The sequence below is a fragment of the Ramlibacter paludis genome (assembly GCF_022012305.1).
GTDB lineage: Bacteria > Pseudomonadota > Gammaproteobacteria > Burkholderiales > Burkholderiaceae_C > Ramlibacter > Ramlibacter paludis.
This window is the reverse complement of record NZ_JAKLTM010000007.1, coordinates 73897-97464: the sequence shown is the minus strand read 5'-3', so window position 1 is coordinate 97464 and position 23568 is coordinate 73897. Positions and strand designations below refer to the sequence as shown.

The window sequence follows — 23568 nt, the reverse complement described above, 5'->3', positions numbered from 1 at the left end:
TTTTGCCCGGATGTTACCGGCTGGTCAATCCGCCGAAATCCGGTAATCCGCACGGAAACGCCCGTTCTCGACGATGAGCGGTGGCGCTTTGTCCATGGACGGACGCGGCCATTTAGGCACTTTCCCTATAATTGTTTCCGGATGTGTCACATGTGACATTTCTAGAAATCTAGGCCCGGATTTGTAACCTTGTGCTTGTTGCTTCATCCCAACGGATGAGCCGTAACACAGCGACGGACCAACGATTTCATTGTGCCAGCCTTCCTGCTGTCGGGTTGAATCGGAAGGCTGGTTAGGGAAATTGCTCCATTGCCGGTGAAGTTGTGTATCCAGAACGAGATCGGACGCGTTGGGCTTGGGTTTGGGCGGTGCGCTTGGCGACCGCCCTCGCTGCGCTCTGGGCGCCGCTTGCCTGGGCCGCAGGTACCGGCGCCGGCACCGTCATCGGCAACACCGCCACCCTGACCTACACCGCCGAGGGCCGCCCCGGCAGCGCCACGGCCGTCTCGCTGCCCATCGTGGTGGCCCGCGTCGTCAACGTGGCCGTGACCTGGCAGGACGGCGCGGCCGTTCCGGCCACCTCCCCGGACAGCTCCAAGCCGCTGGCCTTCGTGGTCAGCAACACCGGCAACGGCACCGAAACCTTCGCGCTCAGCCGCGACAACGTGCAGGGCGGCGACCAGTTCGACCCCGCCAGTGCCACCGACGGCGCGATCTGGCTGGAAAGCGGCGCCCAGCCCGGCCTGCAGCGCACCGGCCCCAACGCCGACATCCTCTACGCGCCGGGCGCCAACGACATCGTGCTGGCCGCCGACGCCAGCCGCCAGGTCTACGTCTCCAGCCAGATCCCGGCCGGCATCGCCACCGGCTCCTTCGGCAAGGTGGGGTTCACCGCGACCGCCACCACGCCCGGCGCCTCGACCGCCGCGCCGGGTACGGCACTCGGCACCTTCGGCGGCGTCCAGGTCGTGGCCGGCATCGGCAACGGCCGCGCCAGCGCCAGCGGCAGCTACCTGGTCGCCGGCGCGTCGATGGGCCTGGCCAAGTCGGTCGTCAACGTGCGCGACCCGCGCGGCGGCACCCGCGTCATGCCGGGCAGCGTCGTGACCTACCGCCTCGTCATCACCCTCACCGGCACCGGAACCGTCGACAACGTCGCCGTCAACGACCCGCTGCCGGCGCAGGTCACCTATGTCCCCGGAAGCATCACGGTCGACACCGCCGTGCGCACCGACGCCGCCGACGGCGACGAAGCCAGTTTCGCCAACGGCGCCGTGCAGGCCAGTTTCGGAACCCTCGCGGTTCCCGCCACCCGCGTCATCGAGTTCAAAGCCACCGTCAACTGACACCACCAGGAGAGCACCATGAGAAAACACATCGTCATCGCAGCCTTGCTTGCGCTTGCCGCTGCCTTCCACGCGAGCGCGTTCGCGCAGGCCGGAGGCGGCGACATCGAATTCCGCAACGTCGCGGAGCAGGAAGTCGAAGTCAAGGCCGCCGACGGCAAGGTGGAGAAGAAGCGCGTGCCGGTCGCCAAGAGCATCCCCGGCGCCGAGATCATCTACACCTCCACTTTCCGCAACGTCGGCAAGCGCGCCGCCGGCAACATCGCCGTCGTCAACCCGCTGCCGGCCAACACCACCCTCGTCGGCGGCAGCGCCTTCGGCGAGAACACCGAGATCACCTTCTCCGCCGACGGCGGCAAGACCTGGGCCGCGGCCGACAAGGTCAAGGTGATCGGCGCCGACGGCAAGGAACGCCCCGCCGGCATCTCCGAAATGACCCACGTGCGCTGGGTCTACCGCGGCGAGCTTGCCCCCGGCAAGCAGGGCGTGGTGGGCTTCCGCGTGGTGGTCAACTGATCTCGCAGCCGGAGCAAGCCGTGGCCGCCCAGGTGAACCCCACCAGCCGGCGTCCCGTCGCTTGCCCGCCCCTGCGCAGCCGCCGGGTGCTCCGGCGGCTGCGCTCGCTTCCGTTCGGCTGCGGCCCACCGGGGGGGTGCGGCCCGCCCAGGGGCTGCGGCCCGCCCGGCGGCTGCGGTCCGCCGGCAAAGGCACCAGGGCCGACTCCTCTTTCCGCAATTTCTCCTTAGCAACAACTGAAATTTTTTGAGGGAATCATCATGAAAGCAGTCTTGAAGACATTCCTGGGACGAGGAGGGGCGCTTGCGACCCTTTGCGTCTCGGCCTTGCTCGTCACGGGCAACGTCAACGCCGCCGGCACGCAGGCGGGCACCAGCATCGGCAACAAGGCGACCCTGTCGTACTCGGTGGGATCCGTCGCCCAGCCGTCGATCGCTTCGGCGCCGACCGGCAGCACCAACGCCACCGGCGCGACCACCACCTTCGTGGTCGACAACAAGGTGAACCTGACCGTCAGCACGACGGACTCGTCGCCGGTGAGCGGCGTCGCGGGCCAGACCCTGGTCACGGCCACCTTCGTGGTGTCCAACACCGGCAACAACACGCAGGACTTCTCGCTGGCGACCGCCAACCTGGCGAACACCACCAGCGTGACCGTCGGCGCGTCGAGCTACACCGACAACTTCGACGTCAACACCTGCGCGTTCGCCGTCGGGCCGACCAACCTGGCGCAGAACTTCATCGGCAACCTGGCGCCCGACGCCAGTGCGACCGTGAAGGTGACCTGCACGATCCCGCTGGGCCAGCTGAACGGCGACGTGTCGGGCATCTCGCTGACGGCCACCGCGCGCGCTGCCGGCAGCAACGGCCTGACCGCGCTGACGCAGTCCGCGACCAACGACCCGAACGTGGTCGACATCGTCTTCGCCGACCTGGCCGGCACGGACGATGCCTCGTTCGCCGCGAACTACAGCGCCCGCAGCGCCTACCGTGTCGCCACGGCAGCCCTGACGGTGACGAAGACGGTGACGGCGGTGTGCGACCCGTTCAACGGCTCTACCGCGCCGAAGAACATCCCGGGTTCCTACGCCGCGTACACCATCAGCATCACCAACAACGGCGGTGCCTCCGCCACGCTGACCCAGCTGAACGACACGCTCAACACCAACCTGTCCTTCGACTCCGACCTGATCACCGGTGCGGGCGCCGCGACCAACTGCGCTGCCGGCATGGTGCCGCAGAGCGGCGCGGGCAAGGGCTTCAAGGTCGTGTTCGCGAACCGTCCGGCCGCCAGCTATCCGAAGTACCTGACCACGTCGAACAGCGACAGCGACGGCGCCGGCTTCAACGCGGGCGCGCTGACCATCGACTTCGGCGTCGCGCTGCCGGCGGAATCGACGTACAGCGCCGGTGAGCTCAAGGTGGGCGACACCGTGTCGGTGACCTTCCAGGTGAAGATCAACTGATCTGAACCGATGCGCCTGTCCCGCTTTCATCGCTGGATAGCCGCAGCCGCCGGCGTGCTTCAGGGCACGCCGGCGGCCGGTGCTCCTCTGGCCGCCCGGCCAGAGGGTCTTCGCATGGGCGCAGCGCGCGTCCATGCGAAGGCCTGCATCGCCTTCTTCCTGTGCGCCGCCGGCCTGGCCCAGGCCGCGACGCCGCCCAACACTTCCATCGTCAACACGGCCACCGCCTCGTTCAGCATTTCCGGCGTGGCGATCCCGGTCACCGGCTCGACGACCCTGGTCACCAGCGCCTCCACGCCGGCCAGCGTGCAACTGCTCGGCTATGCCGCCACCACCACCGGCCTGCCCGCGGGCTATGCGAACCGCCAGCCGGTGGCGCCGACCCAGTGCGAGAAGGCCGGCGCCGGCCTGACCCTGCTGCCCGCGCCGGTCGCGCCCGGCGTCGGGACGATGCCCGTTCCCGCCAACTACATGCTGGCGCCGACCACCACCTACGCCACCGGCGACGCGGTCTTCATCCAGGTCACGGACTTCGACCAGAACCTCAACCCGGCGCTGCCCGACACGCTGACCGTGACCGTGCAGGTCGCCAACGGCGACAGCGAGACGCTGCGCCTCACCGAGACCGGCGCCTCCACCGGCGTCTTCACCGGCTACATCCAGACCACCAACGCGGCCGTGCAGGCCGGCAACTGCGTGCTGAGCGCCGGCGCCAACCAGCGCCTCACCGTCACCTACTACGACGACTCCGAGGGCCACGTCGCGGTCAGCGCCGCCGCCCTGATCGACCCGATGGGCGTGGTGTTCGACGCCTCGACCGGCCAGCCGGTCGACGGCGCCAAGGTCACGGTGATCAACATGGCCACTGGCCAGCCCGCCCAGGTGTTCGGCAACGACGGCGTCAGCAGCTATCCCTCGAGCATCATCTCCGGCACCACCGTCACCGACGGCGGCGGCACCAGCTACCCCTTCACCTCGGGCCGCTACCAGTTCCCGCGCATGGCACCGGGCTCGTACAGCTTCCTGGTGGAACCGCCGGCCGGCTTCCGCTTCCCGTCCAAGTCGCCGGACCTCACGCTCAAGGGCCTGCCGGGTGGCCCGTACCAGCTCTCCCTGGGCTCGCGCGGCGAGGTCTTCACGCTGGTGCCCGGCCCCGCGATCGAAATCGACATCCCGCTGGATCCGGGCCCGCTGGGCGAAGTGGCGATCGTCAAGACGGCCGGCAAGTCGGTCGCGGCGATCGGCGACTTCGTCCCCTACACCCTGGCCATCGCGAACCGCGGCGCTTATTCGCTGCCCGGCGTGCAGATCGCGGACCGCCTGCCGGGCGGCTTCCGCTACCAGAAGGGCTCGGCCCGCCTGAACGAAGCGGTGCTCGCCGATCCGGAAGTCAGCGCCGACGGCCGCAGCCTGCTGTTCTCCCTGGGCACCCTGGCCGCGAGCGGCGGCGTCACGGTGCGCTACGTCGCCGTCGTTGCCGCCGGCGCGCAGCCGGGCCAGGCCGAGAACGTGGCGCAGGCCGCCGGCCGCATCACGTCGAACATCGCCAAGGCCTACGTGCAGGTGCGCGAAGACCTGAACCAGAGCCGCGCGATCCTGGCCGGCCGCGTGACGGTGGCCGAGTCCTGCGAAGCCGATGCGCGCGACACCGCGAAAGTGAAGCCGATGGCGAACGTGCGGGTGCTGCTGGAAGACGGCACCTTCCTGCTGACGGACGTGGACGGCAACTGGCACGCCGACAACATCCGTCCCGGCACGCACGTCGTGCAGATCGACACCACCACCTTGCCGCAGGGCGTGGAGCTGAAGAACTGCGAATCCACCAGCAAGACGGGCGGTCGCGACTTCTCGCAGTTCGTGAACGTGCGCGGCGGCACGCTGTGGCGCGCCGACTTCCGCCTGGTGCGCGCGCCCAGCTGCCTGCGCCAGCAGTTCCAGCGTGACGGCCAGCGCACCCAGCTGCAGCTGGCGGCGCCGGTGGCGAACCAGTCGGTGTCGGCCACCGTGATGCTGCCGGCCGGCGCCAAGGTCGTCCCCGGCTCGGTGACCGTCGATGGCCAGCCCCTGGCCGGCGTCGAGCAGCAGGACGACTTCCTGGTGCTGCGCCTGCCGGCCCAGCGCGGCCGCTGGAACCACGTGTTTGCCTTCGACACCGCGGCGCCCCTCGCCGGCGAACTGAAGGCATCGGTGCGCGTGCAACCGGTCGGCCAGCCGGCGCTGAACCTGCAGCCGCTTGTGCTCGGCGCGCAGGCCACCGAAGCCGCGCAGTGCTCGCCGCTGCCGCTGGGGGTGCTGTCCGCTGCGCCGGCCGCCGACGCCGCGACCGCGCCGGCGCCCGGCAGCGCCGGCGGCGCGCCGCTGGTGCTGATCGAGAAGCTGCCCTACGACGACAAGTGGCTGGCCGCCGCGCCCGCGGGCAACGAGTGGCTGCACCCGAAGGTCGGCTTCGCCCCCGCGCTGCCCGTGATCAAGGTCGCTGTGAAGCACGCCAAGGGCGCGCAGGTCGACCTGAAGGTGAACGGCAATCCGGTCGATCCCCTGCGCTACGAAGGCTCCATCCTCAACCCGAGCGGCACGTGGGCGATTTCGAACTGGCGCGCGGTCGACCTGCGCGACGGCGCCAACACGCTCGACCTGCTGGTGCGCGACGCGCAGGGCGCCGTGCTGCTGCAGGAAAGCCGCGTGATCCACTATTCGTCGGCGCCGGCCAAGGTGGTGCTGGACCTGCAGCGTTCGCGCCTGGTGGCCGACGGCCGCTCCAACCCGGTGGTCGCCGTGCGCATGCTCGATGCCGAAGGCCAGCCGGTGCGCCGCGGCCTCACCGGCGAGTTCCAGCTGAACTCGCCGTTCCTGCCGCAGCAGCAGGCCGACGCGCTGCAGCGCGAGCCGCTGTCCGGCAACCTGGGCGGCCAGCCCAAGTTCCAGGTCGCCGACGACGGCGTGGCGCTGATCCCGCTGCAGCCCACCACGCAGACCGGCGAGGCGGTGCTGCGCTTCGACTTCCCCGGCCAGCGCACGCAGGAAGTGCGCGCCTGGCTGAGCGCCGACCTGCGCGAGTGGATCCTGGTGGGCTTCGCCGAGGGCACGCTGGTCCACAAGAAGCTTTCCGGCAACCTGGAAGCGCTGAAGGACGCCTCCGCCGACGAGCGCCTGTCCGACGGCAACCGCATCGCCTTCTATGCCAAGGGCCAGGTCAAGGGCGAGTACCTCCTGACGGCCGCCTACGACAGCGCCAAGGTCCGCGGCAGCGCGCGCGACGCCTCCTCGCTCAAGCAGGCGATCGACCCGAACCAGTACTACACGCTGTACGCCGACGGCACGCAGCCGCAGTTCGACGCGGCCAGCACCAGCAAGCTGTACCTGAAGATCGAGAAGAAGCAGTTCTATGCGCTGTTCGGCGACTTCGACACCGGCCTCACGGTGAGCGAACTGGGCCGCTACAGCCGCACGCTGACCGGCCTGAAATCGGAATACAAGGGCGAGCGCGTCGGCTACAACGCCTTCGCCGCCAAGACGGCGCAGGCCTTCATGAAGGACGAACTGCAGGGCGACGGCACGTCGGGCCTGTACCGCCTGCGCGCGCGCAACGTGCTGCTGAACTCGGAGAAGATCCGCATCGAGGTGCGCGACCGCTTCCATCCGGACCAGGTGCTGTCCACCCGTTCGCTCACGCCTTACCTGGACTACCAGCTGGATGCGGCGCAGGGCACGCTGTTCTTCCGCGAGCCGATCCCCTCGCGCGACACCAACCTCAACCCGGTGCTGATCGTCGCGGAGTACGAGACCGACGGCAAGGCCGGCGAGACCTGGACCTACGGCGGCCGCGCGGCGCTGAAGGTCGGCGAGAAGAGCGAAGTGGGCGCCACCCACATCCACGAAGGCACGGCCGGCCGCGAAGCCAACCTGACCGCCGTCGACGCCACGGTGCGCCTGGGCGAGACGACCAAGATCCGCGCGGAAGCCGCGACCACCGAGCGCAACACCGGCACCGGCAGCGAGAAGGGCAACGCCTGGCTGGCCGAGGTGACGCACGACGACGGCAAGATTGCCGCGCGCGCCTACGCCTCGCAGCAGCAGCCGGGCTTCGGCCTGGGCCAGCAGGCTGCCGCCTCCGCCGGCCAGCGTTCCGTCGGCGCCGAGGGCCGCCTGAAGCTGTCGGACCAGATGCAGGTCTCGGGCACGACCTACCGCCAGGACAACCTGGTGAGCGGCGGCCGCCGCGACGTGGTCGAAGGCCAGGCCGAGTGGACCGACAAGGAAGGCCTCACCCTGCGCGGCGGCGCCCGCCTGGCCAACGAACGCGACGGCGCCGGCAACGAGAGCGAGGCGCGCCAGGTCACCGGCGGCGTCTCCTACGAGATGATGGAGCGCCGCCTGATCCTGCGCGCGACCACCGACCTGGACGTGGGCAGCAAGGGCACCGTGAACTTCCCGAACCGGCTGGTGCTGGGCGCCGACTACAAGCTCACGCCCGAGACCACGCTGCTCGCGACGCAGGAATTCGCGCGCGGCGACGAGGTCAAGGCCAACACCACCCGCATCGGCCTGCGCACCACGCTCTGGCGCGGCGCCGAGATGCAGCTGGGCGGCGGCGCGCAGGGCACGCTGGATTCCAACCGCCTGTACGCCAACATGGGCCTGGTGCAGAAGGTGCAGATCAACGACCGCTGGGCCGCCGACGCCAGCATCGACCGCGTCCAGACGCTGAAGAACACCGCCAACCCGCTGGGCCCGGCGCAGCCGCCCGCGTCGGGCACCTCCACCGCTGCCAGCGCCGCTTATGGCCTGGTGACGGGCGACTACACCGCGGTCAGCATGGGCCTGGCCTACCACGACGACGTGTGGAGCGCGAATGCGCGGGCCGAATGGCGCGGCGCCGACGACGGCACCAAGGTCAACCTGCTGCTGGGCGCGCAGCGCAAGCTGGCGCAGGGTCAGGTGATGGCCGCCGGCCTGTCGGTGATGAAGGAAAACGGCGCCAGCGACACCCGCAACATCGCGGCGCGCCTGAGCTTCGCCTCGCGTCCCGCCGACAGCAGCTGGATGTGGCTGGAGAAGTTCGAGTACGTCGACGACTCCAACACCACCAGCCTGGCCTCGCGCCTGCTCACGCGCAAGTTGATCAGCAACTTCAACGCCAACTGGAAGGCGACCCGCGACACCCAGGTCGCGCTGCAGTACAGCGCCAAGTACGTGCGCGAGATGATCGGCGACACCAGCTACAGCGGCTACACCGACCTGATCGGCGTCGAGGCGCGCCACGACATCGCCGAGCGCTGGGACGTGGGCCTGCATGCCAGCATGCTGCATTCGTACCGCACGGGAACCCGCCAGACGCAGATGGGCGTCTCGGTCGGCTACCGCCTGACGGACAACACCTGGATGGCCGTCGGCTACAACCAGATGGGCTTCACCGACGCCGACTTCACCGGCTCCGAATACCGCGGCAAGGGCCTGTACGTGGCACTGCGCGTCAAGGTCGACCAGGACACCTTCGACCTGAACGACCGCGCGAAGGGCCAGTTGCCCTTGAAGCCCTAGGACCACCCGCGATGCACGCCTTCTTCACCCGCGCCCTCTGGCTGGTGCTGCTGCCGCTGCTGGCGCTGCTGGCCGCGCCCGCGCGCGCCGAGAACGTCTTCATCATGGATCTCAACCTGAACGGGATCTACAGCGTGGACGTGGTGAGCGGCGGCCCGGCCACGCTGCTGACGCCGATCAATCCGCCGGCCAACCCGCAGGGCTACACGCTTGCCACGCGGCCCAGCGACGGCATGCTGTTCTACCTGGATTCCAGCGGCACCAACCCGAACCTGTGGCGCTGGAATCCGGCCACGCCCAACGTCGCGCCCGTGCTGGTGGGCACGCCCGGCGCGACGACCACCAACGTGGTGCGCCTGGGCTTCGACAACGCCAACAACCTGCTGGCGATGGACACCACGACCAGCATCTGGACCCTGGACACCAACACCGGCGGCATCCTGAGCACCACGCCGCTGAGCGGTGACCTGCCCACTTCCAGCGGCGACCTTTGCCTGAACACCAACACCGGCGTCCTGTACATGGTCGCCAACCAGGACGTCTTCACCGTCACGTCGGCGGGCGTGAGCACGCGGCTGGGCACGATCACCGGCACCGGCATCACCGGCGTCGCCGCGCCCAACGGCTACGTCACGGGCTGCGCGTTCACGCACGACGGGACGATGCTGATCTCGATGTACAACGGCGGCAACCTGCGCAAGGTGAACCTGGCCACGCTGGCTGCGACGGCGCTGCCGAACACCACCGGCATGGCGAACATCGGCGACCTGTCCACCGCGCCGCAGCGCGTGGCCGACCTGAGCCTGACCAAGACCGCCAGCAACGCCACGCCCGGCGCCACCACCAGCTTCACCGTCACCGTGACCAACAACGGGCCGGTGCCGGTGACCGACGCGCGCGTGCTCGACGCAGTGCCGGCCGGCCTGACGGTGACGTCCTTCACCCCCTCGCAAGGCACCTATTCGACGTCGACGGTCGGCATCTATCCGGCGGGCACCTGGCGCATCGGCGTGCTGGCGGTCGGTGCGTCGGCCACGCTGACCATGAACGTGGACGTGAGCGGCTCCACGGCGGTGACCAATACCGCGCAGATCAGCTATTCGGACCAGTACGACCCCGATTCCACGCCGAACAACAGCCTGGCCAGCGAAGACGACCAGGCTTCCGTGCTGGTGACGCCCAGTCCCGACCTGACCCTGAGCAAGGTGCCGAACTCCAGCTTCACGGTGGGCCTCACCGGGACCTACAGCATCACGGTGAGCAACGCGGGCTCCGCCGCCACCAGCGGCACCTACACGGTGGTCGATGTGCTGCCGGCGACCCTGACGTACGTGTCCGCGACCGGAACCGGCTGGAGCTGCAGCAACGCCTCCGGCACCGTGACCTGCACCAGCAGCACGGTGATCGGCGCGCGTGCGACCAATCCGAACCCCATCACGCTGACCGTGACGCCGAGCGCGGGCGCCGCGCCCACCGTCACCAACACCGCGGCGATCAGTGGCGGCGGCGAGCCGGCCAGCAACAACGGCAACAACACGTCCACCGTCGGCAACGTGGTCTGCAGCACGTCCTGCCCCGACTTGCGCCCCAACAAGACCCTGGCGACCTCCAGCATGACGGTGGGCACGACGGTCACGTACACGCTTAGCGTCACCAATGTCGGCGGCACCACCACGGGCGCGGCCACCTACACGCTGTCCGACCCGCTGCCGACCGGCCTCACGCTCTATTCGGCGCCGGTCGCCGGCGCCGGCTGGAGCTGCCCGGCCGCCGCGCCCAACAACGTGGTCGGGGGCACGGGCGTGCTGTGCACGCGCTCCACCGCGCTGCTGGCCGGCAATACGTCCACCACGGTGACCTTCGTCGTGAACGTCCTCAACACCGCGGTGCCGCAGGTGGTCAACACGGCGAGCGTCAGCGGCGGCGGGGAGCCGCCGACGGCGAACGGCAACAACAACGCATCGCTGACGACGGTGGTGAACGACTTCGACCTGAGCATCACCAAGGTGGCGGGCTCCCTGGCGGTCGGGTCCACATCGACCTATACCTTCACGGTCGCCAACACCGGCAGCCGGGCCACGACCGGCACCTACAGCTTCACCGACGACCTGCCCGCGGGCCTCACCATCCGCAGCCTCACGCCGACCAACTGGACGATAGGCACCGGCTGGACTTGCGCGGCCAACGGCGACCAGCCCGGCGCCAACACGGCGGGCAACTCGCACATCTACTGCACGCGCTCCACCAGCATCCCGATCGGGGGCACTTCGACGACGGTGGTGGTGCCGGTGACGGTGGGCGCCGCTGCGGCACCGTCGGTGACCAACACCGTGAACGTCGTCGGCGCGGCCGAGGCGCCGGCCAACACCGGCAACAACTCGTATGCGTTGACGACCCCCGTGACCGCGCCGGACCTGGCGGTCACCAAGTCGCACAACGGCTCCTTCGCGGTAGGCGTCACCGCGACCTACACGGTGACCGTGACCAACATCGGGCAGATGACGACCACGGGCACCGTGACCATGGTGGACACGCTGCCGGCGGGCCTGACCTACGTGTCGGCCGTGGGCACCAACTGGACCTGCAGTTTCGCCTCGCCCAACGTGACCTGCACCCGGACCACGGTCATCGCCGACAACACCTCGGCGCCGCCGGTGGTGATCTCGGTCGTCCCGACGGCGGCCGCGGCCGCCGCGTCCCCCGTCGTCAACAGCGTGACGGTGTCCGGCGGCAGCGAACCCGCCGGCAACAGCGGCAACAACACGGCCACCGATTCGACGATCGTGTCCTATCCGCCGGTGCTGGCCAAGTCCTTCAGCCCGGCCAGCGTGCCGGCCGGCGGCACGTCCACGCTGACCTTGACGGTGACGAATCCGGCGGGTGGCTCGCTGGGGTCCATCACAGGGGTGGCGATCACCGATCCCTTCCCCGCGGGCATGGCGATCGCCAGCCCGCCCAGCGTGGTCAATACCTGCGGTTTCACGGTCAACAGCGGCGGCGCACAGGGCGACACGATCGTGGACGTGGCCGGCGGCGCCACCGGCGGCCCCGGCTCCAGCTGCCTGATTTCCTTCCGCGTGGTCGCGACCGGTACGCTGGGCACGCTGACCAACACCACCGGCGCGGTACGCAGCGCCAACGCGGGCACGGGCAACCTGGCCACTGCGACCCTGGTCGTCACCGCGCCGGGCTCTCCGGTGCTCACCAAGGTCACGTCGCCGAACCCGGTGGGGGTGGGCGAGAACTCCATCCTCACCTTCACCATCAGCAACAAGGCCTCGGCGACCACGGACATGGGCTTTCGCGACACGCTGCCCACCGGCCTGGTCGTCGCGCCCAGCGGCGCCTTCGGCGGCACCTGCACCAGCACGGGCGGCACGGCCCTGGGGCGGGTCGGCGCGCCGGGAACGTCGACGCTGACCATCACCGGCGTCGACCTCGGCGCCAGTGCGAGCTGCACGATCACCATTCCCGTGCGCAGCACGGTGGCGGGCACCTACACCAACACCACGTCGAACATCAGCAACCTGCTGGGCGGCCTCACGGCCACGACGGTGAACGACACGCTGGTGGTGGAAGCCGTGGGCCTGTCGAAGACCTTCACGCCCAGCAGCATCGTGGCGGGCGGCACGTCGACGATGGCGCTGGTCCTCACCAACGGCCCCGGCTTGGCGGAGCAGAACGGCATCGCCTTCACCGAGACGCTGCCGGCGGGCGTGACGCTGTCGTCCGTGCCCGCGGCTTCGCAATGCGGCGGCACGGTGACGGGCACGGCGGGCGGCGGCACCCTGGCGGTGAGCGGCGCCACCCTGGCCGCCGGCCTGCAGTCCTGCACGGTCACCGCGGTGGTGACCGCCGCGGCTTCGGGCAGCTACAACAACGCGGCGGCCAACATCAGCGGACTCTCGATCAACCTGGTGAACAACGTGACGGCGACGCTGACGGTGACGCCGCCGCCCGGCCCCAACCTGACCAAGACCAACGGGGTAGCCAGCATCTCGCCCGGCGACACCACCACCTACGTCATCACCATGAGCAACACCAGCGGCGCCACCTACACGGGCGGCACGGCGGCGGTGCTGAAGGACCCGGCGGTGGCCAACCTCACGATCAACAGCGCCGCCTGCGCCGCCCAGGGCGGGGCGACCTGTCCGGCCCTGGCGAGCGCGGCGATGATCACGGCGCTGCAGTCGGCCGGCGGCATGACGGTGTCGTCGATGCCGAACAACAGCACCGTGGTGCTCACGCTGACGGCGACGCTGTCCGGCAATCCGACCGGCACGCTGACCAACGTGGCAACGGCGACGTCCGGCGCCGGCGTGACGACGGTGCAGGACAGCGACACCATCGTCTACCCCAATTTGAGCAGCACCAAGACGGTGGCGGTGGTGCGTGACCCGATCAACGGCACCAGCAATCCGAAGAACATCCCCGGCTCGGAATCGCTGTACACGATCACCGTGACCAACAGCGGGCTGGGGCGCGTCGACGACGGCACCATCGGCATCGTCGACCCGATTCCCCCCAACACCGCCCTGTTCGTCAACAGCCTCGGCGGCTCGCCGGCCGGCCCGGTCACCTTCGCGGATGCGGGCAGCAGCCTCACCCTGGCTTACACGGCGCTGAACTCCGCGGCCGACGACATCGACTTCTCCAACGATGGGGGCACCACCTGGGCCTACACTCCGGTGCCGGACGGGACGGGCTACGACGCCGCGGTGACGCACCTCCGCGTGCGTCCGCGTGGCCGCATGGCCGGGTGGAGCGGGGCGGGGCCGTATCCGTCGTTCACCATCGCTTTCAAGGTGAAATTGAACTAGGGGAAGAATGCAAAGCTCGAACCTTGCCGCCCTGCGGGGCTGCTGGCTCCGGCTGCTGGCGGGGTTGATGCTGCTGCTGCTGGCCGGCGCCGTGGCGGCGCAGACGCTGGCCCCGTCCTTTCCGCTGGACATGTGCCCGGCGGACCGCTACGGCAGCAGCCTGGGCTGCACGGCGAAGGACGTGCAGATCACCAACATCACCGCCAAGAGCGGGCCGGGCACGCCGACTTCGTGCGTCGGCGGCGGCACCGTGACCCTCGACCTGGACGTGACGGTCACCTTCGGCTCCAGCACGCGCTACGACGTCGGCATCTTCCTGGCCCAGGACGGCGGCAACCCGCAGCTGCTGTCCACGCGCAGCACGCCCACCGGCACCGGCTCGCGGTCCTGCAAGGTGGCGATCCTGCCGACTTCGGTCTTCCCCAGCCTCGATCCCGGGCCGTACACGATCTCCGGCCAGCCTGTCACCGACACCTGCGGCGACGGCAGTGCGTCCACGGTCGGAACGGGCGGCACGCAGACCTTCACCATCACGGGCGTGGTGGTGAAGTGCCAGGCCGCCGACAGCAGCGGCGCGCTGAACATTCCCTTCGTGGTGACCTGGGACAACCAGGCGAGCCCCAGCGGGCTGGTCTGCACCAGCGCTGCCAACCCGGTGCCGAACACCACGTCCAAGTGCAACGCGCCCAGCGGCGTGCAGGGCAACGTTTCGGTGGTCACGCTGCCGCAGATCACCAAGACCAATCCTGCCACCAGCATCACGCCGGGCGACACGACCACCTACACCGTCACCGTGAGCAATACCACCGGGATCACGCTCACCAGCGTGGTGTTCAAGGATCCCGCGGTGGCCAACCTGCCGACCTCCGGGGTGAGCTGCGCGGCGCAGTCCGCCACCTGTCCCACCGTTGCCAGCACCACGGTGGCCAACATGCAGGGCGCCGGCCTCACCATCCCGCAGATGCTGCCGGGCGGCACGGTCACCTTCACCATCAACGCGCAGCTGACCGGCAATCCGACCGGGACCATCGTCAACCAGGCGTCGGTGTCGCTGGGCTCGGCGTCGACGACGGCCAGCGCCGTCGGCACCATCGTCTATCCCGGCCTCCTGAACACCAAGACGGTGCAGGTGTTGCGCGATCCCATCAGCGGCACCACCAACCCGAAGAACATCCCGGGCTCGGAATCGCTCTACACGATCGGAGTGGCGAACACGGGCCTCGGCCAGGTGGACAGCAACAGCCTCGTCATCTCGGACCGGATCCCGCCCAACACCGCGCTGTTCGTCGGCAACCTGGGTGGCACGCCGGCCGGGCCGATCACCTTCACCGACAGCGCCAGCACGCTCACCTTCAGCTACACCTCGCTGTCGTCGACCACCGACGACCTCGAGTTCTCGAGCGACGATGGCGCCACCTGGACCTATGTACCGGTGCCGGACGCAAGCGGTTTCGATGCCGCGGTGACCAACCTGCGGGTGAAGCCGCGCGGCCGCATGGTGGGCTGGAGCGGGGCGGGGGCCTACCCCGGCTTCAGCTTCTCGTTCAAGGTCCGGTTGAACTGACTCAGGCCAGGCGCGCGCGATGGCGCGCGATCTGCGCGCGCACCTGCGCCGGCGCGGTGCCGCCCAGCGTGTTGCGGGCGTTGAGCGAGCCACGCAGCGACAGCGGGCCGAACACGTCCTCGCCGATCGCCGGGTTGAACTTCTGCAGATCGGCCAGTGGCAGTTCGCTCAGGTCCACGCCCTTGGCCTGCGCGTCCTTCACGGCATGCGCCACCACTTCGTGCGCATCGCGGAACGGCAGGCCCTTCTTCACCAGGTAGTCGGCCAGGTCGGTGGCGGTGGCATAGCCGCGCAGGGCGGCCTTCTCCATCGCCTCGCGCTGCACCGTGATGCCGCCGGCCATCTCGGCGAAGATGCGCAGGGTGTCCTTGAGCGTGTCGACGGTGTCGAACAAGGGCTCCTTGTCTTCCTGGTTGTCCTTGTTGTACGCGAGCGGCTGGCCCTTCATCAGCGTGATCAGCGCCATCAGGTGGCCCACCACGCGGCCCGTCTTGCCGCGCGCCAGCTCCGGCACGTCGGGGTTCTTCTTCTGCGGCATGATCGACGAGCCGGTGGTGAAGCGGTCGGCGATGCGGATGAAGCCGAAGTTCTGCGACATCCAGAGGATCAGTTCTTCGGACATGCGGCTCACGTGCACCATCACCAGCGATGCCGCGGCGGTGAACTCGATGGCGAAGTCGCGGTCGCTCACGGCGTCCAGCGAGTTCTGGCAGACGCCTTCCATGCCCAGCTCCCGGGCCACCCATTCGCGGTCCAGCGGATAGGTGGTGCCGGCCAGCGCCGCCGCGCCCAGTGGCAGGCGGTTGACGCGCTTGCGCACGTCGGCCATGCGTTCCTGGTCGCGCGCGAACATCTCCACGTAGGCCAGCATGTGGTGGCCGAAGCTCACGGGCTGCGCCACCTGCAGGTGCGTGAAGCCGGGCAGCACCACGTCGACGTTCTGCTCCGCCAGCGCTAGCAGGGCCTTCTGCAGGCCGGCCAGCAGCTCCGAGATGAGGTCGATCTCGCCGCGCAGCCACAGGCGCACGTCGGTGGCCACCTGGTCGTTGCGGCTGCGGCCGGTGTGCAGGCGCTTGCCGGCGTCGCCCACCAGTTGCGTGAGGCGCGCCTCGATGTTCAGGTGCACGTCCTCGAGGTCCAGCTTCCATTCAAAGGCGCCGGACTCGATCTCGGCGCGCACCTGCGCCATGCCCTGCTGGATGGCGGCCAGGTCGGCCTGCGCGATCACGCCCTGGCGCGCCAGCATGGCCGCATGGGCCAGCGAGCCGGCGATGTCGGCCTGCCACAGGCGCTTGTCGAAGAACACGCTGGCCGTGTAGCGTTTGACGAGGTCGCTCATGGGCTCGCTGAACAGGGCGGACCACGCCTCGGACTTTTGATCGAGTTGGCTCATAGGGGATGCACGGATGCGGGGAAAGGTGGGGACGGGCGCCGGTTCACCATAATGGCAAGAGATGAACGACTCGCAACTATTATCGGCGTTCCAGGAACTGTCCCGGACCAGCGCCCCGCCGCGCGTCCCGCGGCGGGTGCTGGTCTTCGACGCCTGCCAGCTCGGGGTGGTGCTGCGGGCGCTGCTGTTCGTGGAGGCCGTGGTCGCGGTCGGCGCCATGTTCGGCGCCGCCGGCGTGATGCACTGGGTCGAGCGCGTGGCGCTCCTGAGCGGGGCGGCGCTGCCGGGTACGCTGGGCTGGCTGGTGCTCGCCTGCAGCCTGAAGAAGGTGCTGGCGCGGCTGCCTCCCATCGCGCAGCAGTTGTGCGGCGTGACGCTGGGGGCCGTTTCCGGCCTCTATGGCTGCGGCCTGCTGGCGCTGTTCATGCGCCCGGAGAGCCGGCCCTGGCTGGCCTCGGCCTGCGCCGGCGCGCTGCTGTCCTCGGTGCTGGTGGCGGCACTGGTCTTGCGGGCCAAGGGCCGCATGCCGGCGGACACCACGGCGCGCCTGGCCGAACTGCAGGCGCGCATCCGCCCGCACTTCCTGTTCAACAGCCTGAATTCCGCCATCGCCCTGGTCCGGGAAGACCCGGCCCGCGCCGAGGCGCTGCTGGAGGACCTGAGCGAGCTGTTCCGGCACGCGCTGGTGGAGCAGGGCGATTCCGCCACCCTCGCCGAGGAGGTCCTGGTGGCCCGGCGCTACCTGGCGATCGAGCAGGTGCGCTTCGGCGAGCGGCTGCAGGTGGAATGGTCCATCGACCCGCGGGCCGGCAGCGCGCGCGTGCCCGCTTTGTTTCTGCAGCCGTTGGTGGAAAATGCGGTCAAGCACGGGGTCGAGCCCAGCCCGACCGGCGCCGAGGTCAAGGTGACGACCCAGCGCCGCGGCAGCGTGGTGGTGATCAAGGTGACCAACACGGTGCCGGCGGGCCAGGGCAAGCCGGGCAACGGTGTCGCGCAAGACAACGTGCGCGATCGCCTGCGCTTGTTGCATGATGTGCAGGCTCAGTTCCAGACGGCGCTGATCGACGGGATGTACCAGGTGCGGATGGAAGTGCCGGCTTGAGGGCCGTGCCGCGGGGCCGAGGGGCCCGTTCTTTGACTGGCGAGGGGGAACAACGATGGGGTTGAAAGTCCTGCTGGTGGACGACGAGCCGCTGGCACGTTCGCGGCTGCGCACCTTGCTGGCCGAATGCGGATCGCCGGCGGTGGAAGTGGGGGCCGAAGCCGCCAACGCCGCCCAGGCGATGGAACACCTGCGCCGCCAGGCTTTCGATGCGGTGTTGCTGGACATCCACATGCCCGGCGCCGACGGCCTGGCGCTGGCGAGCGTGCTGCGGGGCCTGCCCGATGCCCCGGCGGTCGTCTTCGTGACTGCCTATGCGGAGCATGCCGTCACCGCTTTCGAGCTGGAAGCGGTCGATTACCTGACCAAGCCGGTGCGCCTCGAGCGGCTGGAAGCGGCGCTGGGCAAGGTCGACCGGCTGGTGCAGGCGCGCGCGGGTGGCCAGGAGACCGAACAGGAAGTCCTGGTGATCCAGGACCGCGGCCGCACCGAGCGGGTGCCGGTGACCGAAGTGCTCTATTTCAAGGCGGAACTGAAGTACATCACCGTGCGGACCGCCGCGCGCAGCTACATCCTGGACGGCTCGCTGTCCGACCTGGAGGAGCGCCACGGCGCGCAGTTCCTGCGGGTGCACCGCAACGCGCTGGTGTCGCGGCGGGCGGTGCGGGCGCTGGAAAAGCACTTCGACCCCGAGGAGGGCGAAGGCTGGGCGGTGCGGCTGAACGGCATCGACGAATCGCTGGCCGTATCGCGCCGGCAACTCAGCGCCGTACGGGAAGCGCTCGCCAGCTAGTCGGACGGCATCCATTCCGCGCCGAATCGGCCCCCGAAGCTGAGCCATGGGTCTAGGATGCTCCGCTGTGAGCACCGACCCCGACACCCTCCGAGACCTGCCGCCCCCGCCGGTGGAACCGAGCGACCCGCCGCGCGTGCTGCTGCACATGCCGGTGGACATCCGCAGCATGGCGCTGGTGGTGCTGACCGTGCTGGCCGTCCTGGCCGTGCTGCGCTGGGCCAGTGCCTTCTTCATCCCGGTGATGGTGGGGCTGGTCTTCAGCTACGCCCTGTCGCCGGTGGTGGACTGGCTGGCGCGCCGGCGCGTGCCGCGCAGCGTCAGCGCCGCGGTGCTGATCCTCGGCATCCTGGGCGGCATGGGCGGGGCGATCTACTCCTTCTCGGACGACGCCAACGAACTGATCACCTCGCTGCCGCAGGTGGCCCGCAAGCTGCGTGATTCCCTGCATCGCGCCCAGGCACCGGCCCGCTCGGACAGCACGATCGACTCGGTGCAGAAGGCAGCCGCCGAACTGCAGCGCGCCGCCGACGAAGCGGGCGGCGCGGCGCCGGCGCAACGCCCCGGCGGCCCGACGCGCGTGATCATCGAGAAGCCGCGCTTCGACCTGCGCGAGCACCTCTGGTCCGGCACCCTGGGCCTCGCCACGGCGGTGGGGCAGACGGTGATGGTCACCTTCCTCACCTACTTCCTGCTGATTTCCGGGGACACCTTCCGCCGCAAGCTGGTGAAGATCACCGGGCCCGGCCTCGCCGAGAAGAAGCTCACGGTGCAGGCGCTGGAGGAAATCAATGCGCAGATGCAGCGCTACCTGCTGGTGCAGCTGCTGGCCGGCCTGGGCACGGGCCTGGCGACCGGCCTTGCCTTTGCGGTCATCGGCCTGAACCACGCGGCGGTGTGGGGCATCGCCGCCGGCGTGCTCAGCCTCGTCCCTTACATCGGCTCGACGGTCGTCACGGTGATGGCGGCGCTGGTGGCCTTCATGCAGTTCGGCGACGTGCGCTCGGCGCTGCTGGTGGGCGGCAGCTCGCTCGTGATCGACACGATCAAGGGCTACGTGATCGTGCCCTGGGCAACCAGCAAGGCCAGTTCGATGAACGCGGTGGCGGTGTTCATCGGCGTGCTGGCCTGGGGCTGGCTCTGGGGCGTGTGGGGTCTGCTGCTGGGCGTGCCTATCCTGATGGCCATCAAGGCCGTGTGCGACCGCGTCGACCACCTCAAGCCGGTCGGCGAGCTGCTGGGCTCCTAGCCCGTGTTGCGCAGTCCCGCGGCGATCCCGTTGATCGCCAGGTGGATTCCGATGCGCTCTCGTTCGTTGCCGCTGCCTTCGCGCCAGCGGCGCACGAGTTCCACCTGCAGGTGATGCAGCGGATCGATGTAGGGAAAGCGGTGCCGGATCGACCGGGCCAGCGCCGGGTTGCTGGAAAGCCGCTGCCTTTCGCCGGTGACGAGCGCCAGCGCATCGACCGTCCGCTGCCACTCCGCTTCGATGGCGCCGAAGATGCGCTTGCGCACCCGCGCGTCCGGCACCAGGGCCGCATAGCGCGAGGCCAGCGCCAGGTCGCTCTTGGCCAGCACCATGTCCATGTTCGACAGCAGCGCGCGCAGGAAGGGCCACTGCCGGTACATCTTCTGCAGCAGCGCCACCGCTTCCTTGCGGCCCTGCTGCGCGATCAGGTCTTCCACCGCCGACCCGAAACCGTACCAGCCGTTGATGGTCAGCCGGCACTGCGCCCAGCTGAAGCTCCAGGGCACGGCCCGCAGGTCCTCGATGCTCTGGTTGGCCTTGCGCGAGGCCGGGCGCGAGCCGATGTTCAGTTCGCCGATCTCGCGGATCGGCGTGCCGCTGAAGAAGTAGTCGCCGAAGCCCGGCGTCTCGTAGACCAGTGAGCGATACGCCTTCATGCTGGCCTGCGACAGCGCTTCCGCTGCCTGCAGGAAAGCCTTGGGCGCCGGCTTGGTGGGCTGCAGCAGCGTCGCCTCCAGCGTCGCGGCCACCAGCGTCTCGAGATTGCGCCGCCCGATCTCCGGGTTGGCGTACTTGGAGGCGATCACCTCGCCTTGCTCGGTCAGGCGGATCTGCCCGCGCACCGTGCCGGGCGGCTGCGCCAGGATCGCCTGGTAGCTCGGCCCGCCGCCGCGGCCCACGGTGCCGCCGCGGCCATGGAACAGGCGCAGCTGGATGTTGTGCGAATTGGCCAGCTGGTCGAACAGGGACACCAGCGCGATCTCGGCGCGGTACAGCTCCCAGTTGCTGGTGAAGATGCCGCCGTCCTTGTTGCTGTCGCTGTAGCCCAGCATGATGTCCTGCTCGGCGCCCGAGCGCTGCACCAGCCGCGCGATGCCGGGCAGGGCGTAGTACTCGCGCATGATGGGCGCGGCGCTGCGCAGGTCTTCGATGGTCTCGAAGAGCGGCACCACGATCAGGTCGGCCACCGCGCCGTCATCGAGCGTTCCCCGCAACAGTCCCACTTCCTTCTGCAGCAGCAGGACTTCCAGCAGGTCGCTCACCGTCTCGGTGTGGCTGATGATGTAGTGGCGGATCGCCTGCGGGCCGAAGCGCGCGCGCATGAGGCGAGCCGCCTCGAAGATCGCCAGTTCCTTGCGCGCCAGCTCGCTGTAGTCGGCGCCCATCACCTTGAGGCCGCGGGCATCGGACAGCAGCTTCAGCAGCAGCTCGCGCCGCGCGGCCTCGGGCAGTTTGGCGTAGTCCGCTTTGATGCGCGCCACGCGCAGCAGCTCCGCCACCACCAGTTCGTGCTGGTCCGAGCTTTGCCGCAGGTCCACCGTCGCCAGGTGGAAGCCGAACACTTCCACCGCGCGGATCAGCGGATGCAGGCGCTGCTGCACCAGCGCGGCGCCGTGGCTGGCCAGCAGCGAATCGCGGATGGTGCGCAGGTCGGCGAGAAAGTCCTCGGCACGCGGATAGGGATTGCGCGGCGCCAGCACGTGGCGGGCCGCGTCGCCGCCCGTGTATTCCTTCAGCGTGGCGGCCAGCCGTGAGTACATCACCGTGATCGCGCGCCGGTAAGGCTCGTCCTGGCGGTGCTCGTTGGTGTCGGGCGAGCTCTCGGCCAGCGCCTTCATCGCCGGGCTCACCTCCACCAGCATCGCCGATTGCGACAGTTCGCTGCCCAGCCAGTAGAGCTCGGTGAGGTAGTAGCGCAGCGCCACCTCGCACTGGCGGCGCAGCGCGTAGTCGAGGGTCTGCGCGCTGACGTTCGGGTTGCCGTCGCGGTCGCCGCCTATCCACTGCCCCATGCGCAGGAAGCTCGCCACCGGCTGCTGGCCGAGCTCCTGCTCCAGCTGGCCATAGAGCTTGGGGATCTCGCGCAGGAAGGTCGCTTCGTAGTAGGAAAGCGCGGTCTCGATCTCGTCGGCGACGCTCAGTTTCGTGAAGCGCAGCAGGCGCGTCTGCCACAGCTGCATCACCCGCGCGCGCAGCTGCGACTCGTTGGCCGCCAGCTCGCGTGGCGCAAGGGCGTCGCGCGGCTGCGCGCGCGCGCGGATCTCGTCGCGCTCCGTCAGCAGGCGGGCGATGTCGCGCTCTGCATCGAGGATGCTCTTGCGCTGCACTTCGGTGGGGTGCGCCGTCAGCACCGGCGAGAGGTAGCTGTGGGCCAGCGTCTGCGACACCGTGCGGGCGTTGATGCCGGCCCAGCGCAGGCGCGCCAGCGCCACCTCCAGGCTGCCTTCCTGGGTGTCGCCCGCGCGCTCGTGCACCTGCCGGCGGCGGATGTGGTGCCTGTCCTCGGCCAGGTTGGCGAGGTGGCTGAAGTAGGTGAAGGCGCGGATCACGCGCACCGCCTCGTCGCCCGAGAGCGACTTCAGCAGCGACTTGAGCGCGCGGTCGGCTTCCTGGTTGGCGTCGCGGCGGAAGGCGACCGACAGCTTGCGGATGCGCTCGACCAGCTCGAACACCGGCACCCCCTCCTGCTCGCGGATCACGTCGCCGAGGATGCGTCCGAGCAGGCGGATGTCGTCCACCAGCGGGCGTTCGTTGTCCTTGGCGCGCCGCACGGGCGGCGTCGTGGCCGGGGGCATGGATCTCACTCCTGTGGGGGGATGCGAGGGATGCTAGCATCGCCTTCCCCCGCCCGATTACGAACAGGTTACGAGCCTTGGCCCACTTCATCATCGCTACCCGTGAAAGCCGGCTCGCCCTCTGGCAGGCGGAACACGTCAAGGCCTTGCTGGAGCAGCGCGGCCACCAGGTGAGCCTGCTCGGGATGACGACCAAGGGCGACCAGATCCTGGACCGCTCGCTGTCCAAGGTGGGCGGCAAGGGCCTGTTCGTGAAGGAGCTCGAGACGGCGCTGGAAGAAGGCCGGGCCGACCTCGCGGTGCACTCCCTGAAGGACGTGCCCATGGACCTGCCCGAAGGCTTCACCCTCGCCTGCGTGATGGAGCGCGAGGACCCGCGCGATGCCTTCGTTTCGAACAAGTACGCCACGCTGGCCGACCTGCCGCACGGCGCGGTGGTCGGCACGTCGAGCCTGCGCCGCGTGGTGCTGCTGCGCGCCCAGCGGCCCGACCTCAAGATCGAGCCGCTGCGCGGCAACCTCGACACGCGCCTGCGCAAGCTGGACGAAGGCGGCTACGACGCCATCGTGCTCGCGGCCGCCGGCCTGAAGCGCCTGGGCCTGCCGCAGCGCATCCGCCAGTTCTTCGAACCCACCGAGATGCTGCCGGCGGCCGGCCAGGGCGCGCTGGGCATCGAGGTGCGCAGCAATCGCGCCGATGTGATCGCCGCGCTGGCCCCGCTGGAACACCATGCGACGGCGCTCTGCGTCGCGGCCGAACGCGCCGTGAGCCGGGCCATGGGCGGCAGCTGCTCCATGCCGCTGGCGGCGCATGCGCACTTCGACGGCGAGTACCTGCAGCTGACGGCGGCCTGGGGCAACCCCGATGCGCCGGCACCGCTGGTGCAGGCGCGTTCCGCCGAAGTGGTCGCCGATGTCGAGCAGGCCGCTGCCGTCGGCACGCACGTGGCGGCACGGCTGCGCGCCGGCGGCGCCCACTGAGCG

General features: G+C 69.6%; 12 protein-coding genes. 10 read left to right on the top strand and 2 right to left on the bottom strand.

Annotated features, from left to right (window positions below):
* Nucleotides 1-374 precede the first annotated feature (374 nt).
* The 6 genes from LZ009_RS21025 (at nucleotide 375) to LZ009_RS21000 (ending at nucleotide 15253) form a co-directional block, all read left to right on the top strand.
* Entirely contained in the window at nucleotides 375-1346 is a 972-nt protein-coding gene (locus LZ009_RS21025) for a DUF11 domain-containing protein (protein WP_275699940.1), read from the top strand.
* Nucleotides 1347-1364: 18 nt separating this feature from the next.
* A complete protein-coding gene (locus LZ009_RS21020; protein ID WP_275699939.1) occupies nucleotides 1365-1862 on the top strand; it encodes a hypothetical protein in 498 nt (165 codons plus the stop codon).
* Nucleotides 1863-2122: 260 nt separating this feature from the next.
* Nucleotides 2123-3328: a hypothetical protein gene (locus LZ009_RS21015; protein WP_275699938.1), complete on the top strand. Its 1206-nt coding sequence runs from the start codon at nucleotides 2123-2125 to the stop codon at nucleotides 3326-3328.
* Nucleotides 3329-3442: 114 nt separating this feature from the next.
* A complete protein-coding gene (locus LZ009_RS21010; protein WP_275699937.1) occupies nucleotides 3443-8869 on the top strand; it encodes a hypothetical protein in 5427 nt (1808 codons plus the stop codon).
* An 11-nt stretch (nucleotides 8870-8880) separates the two neighbouring features.
* Nucleotides 8881-13689, top strand: a complete 4809-nt coding sequence (locus tag LZ009_RS21005; RefSeq protein WP_275699936.1) for a beta strand repeat-containing protein — start codon at nucleotides 8881-8883, stop codon at nucleotides 13687-13689.
* A 7-nt stretch (nucleotides 13690-13696) separates the two neighbouring features.
* Nucleotides 13697-15253, top strand: coding sequence for a hypothetical protein (locus tag LZ009_RS21000; protein ID WP_275699935.1), 1557 nt, complete (start codon nucleotides 13697-13699; stop codon nucleotides 15251-15253).
* Between the two features lies 1 nt (nucleotide 15254).
* On the opposite strand, the gene argH is transcribed toward LZ009_RS21000, so the two are convergent.
* Complete coding sequence (argH, locus tag LZ009_RS20995) at nucleotides 15255-16646, bottom strand: argininosuccinate lyase (RefSeq protein WP_275699934.1); 1392 nt, start codon at nucleotides 16644-16646, stop codon at nucleotides 15255-15257.
* A 61-nt stretch (nucleotides 16647-16707) separates the two neighbouring features.
* Here argH and LZ009_RS20990 point away from each other — a divergent pair, with 61 nt between their 5' ends.
* From LZ009_RS20990 to LZ009_RS20980, 3 genes are all read left to right on the top strand, one after another.
* The gene (locus LZ009_RS20990) at nucleotides 16708-17748 is read left to right on the top strand and encodes a sensor histidine kinase (protein WP_275699933.1); all 1041 of its coding nucleotides are present in this window, start codon (nucleotides 16708-16710) and stop codon (nucleotides 17746-17748) included.
* A 55-nt stretch (nucleotides 17749-17803) separates the two neighbouring features.
* The gene (locus LZ009_RS20985; RefSeq protein WP_275699932.1) at nucleotides 17804-18541 is read left to right on the top strand and encodes a LytR/AlgR family response regulator transcription factor; all 738 of its coding nucleotides are present in this window, start codon (nucleotides 17804-17806) and stop codon (nucleotides 18539-18541) included.
* A gap of 67 nt (nucleotides 18542-18608) precedes the next feature.
* Nucleotides 18609-19790: an AI-2E family transporter gene (locus LZ009_RS20980; RefSeq protein ID WP_275699931.1), complete on the top strand. Its 1182-nt coding sequence runs from the start codon at nucleotides 18609-18611 to the stop codon at nucleotides 19788-19790.
* Here LZ009_RS20980 and ppc read toward each other — a convergent pair.
* Nucleotides 19787-22585 (bottom strand): phosphoenolpyruvate carboxylase, encoded by a 2799-nt coding sequence (gene ppc / locus LZ009_RS20975; protein WP_275699930.1) that lies wholly within the window; start codon nucleotides 22583-22585, stop codon nucleotides 19787-19789. The two genes, LZ009_RS20980 and ppc, sit on opposite strands and share 4 nt — an antisense overlap.
* Nucleotides 22586-22641: 56 nt before the next feature.
* Between ppc and hemC the strand changes: the two genes are divergently transcribed.
* Nucleotides 22642-23565: a hydroxymethylbilane synthase gene (hemC, locus tag LZ009_RS20970; RefSeq protein ID WP_430300405.1), complete on the top strand. Its 924-nt coding sequence runs from the start codon at nucleotides 22642-22644 to the stop codon at nucleotides 23563-23565.
* Nucleotides 23566-23568: the final 3 nt, after the last annotated feature.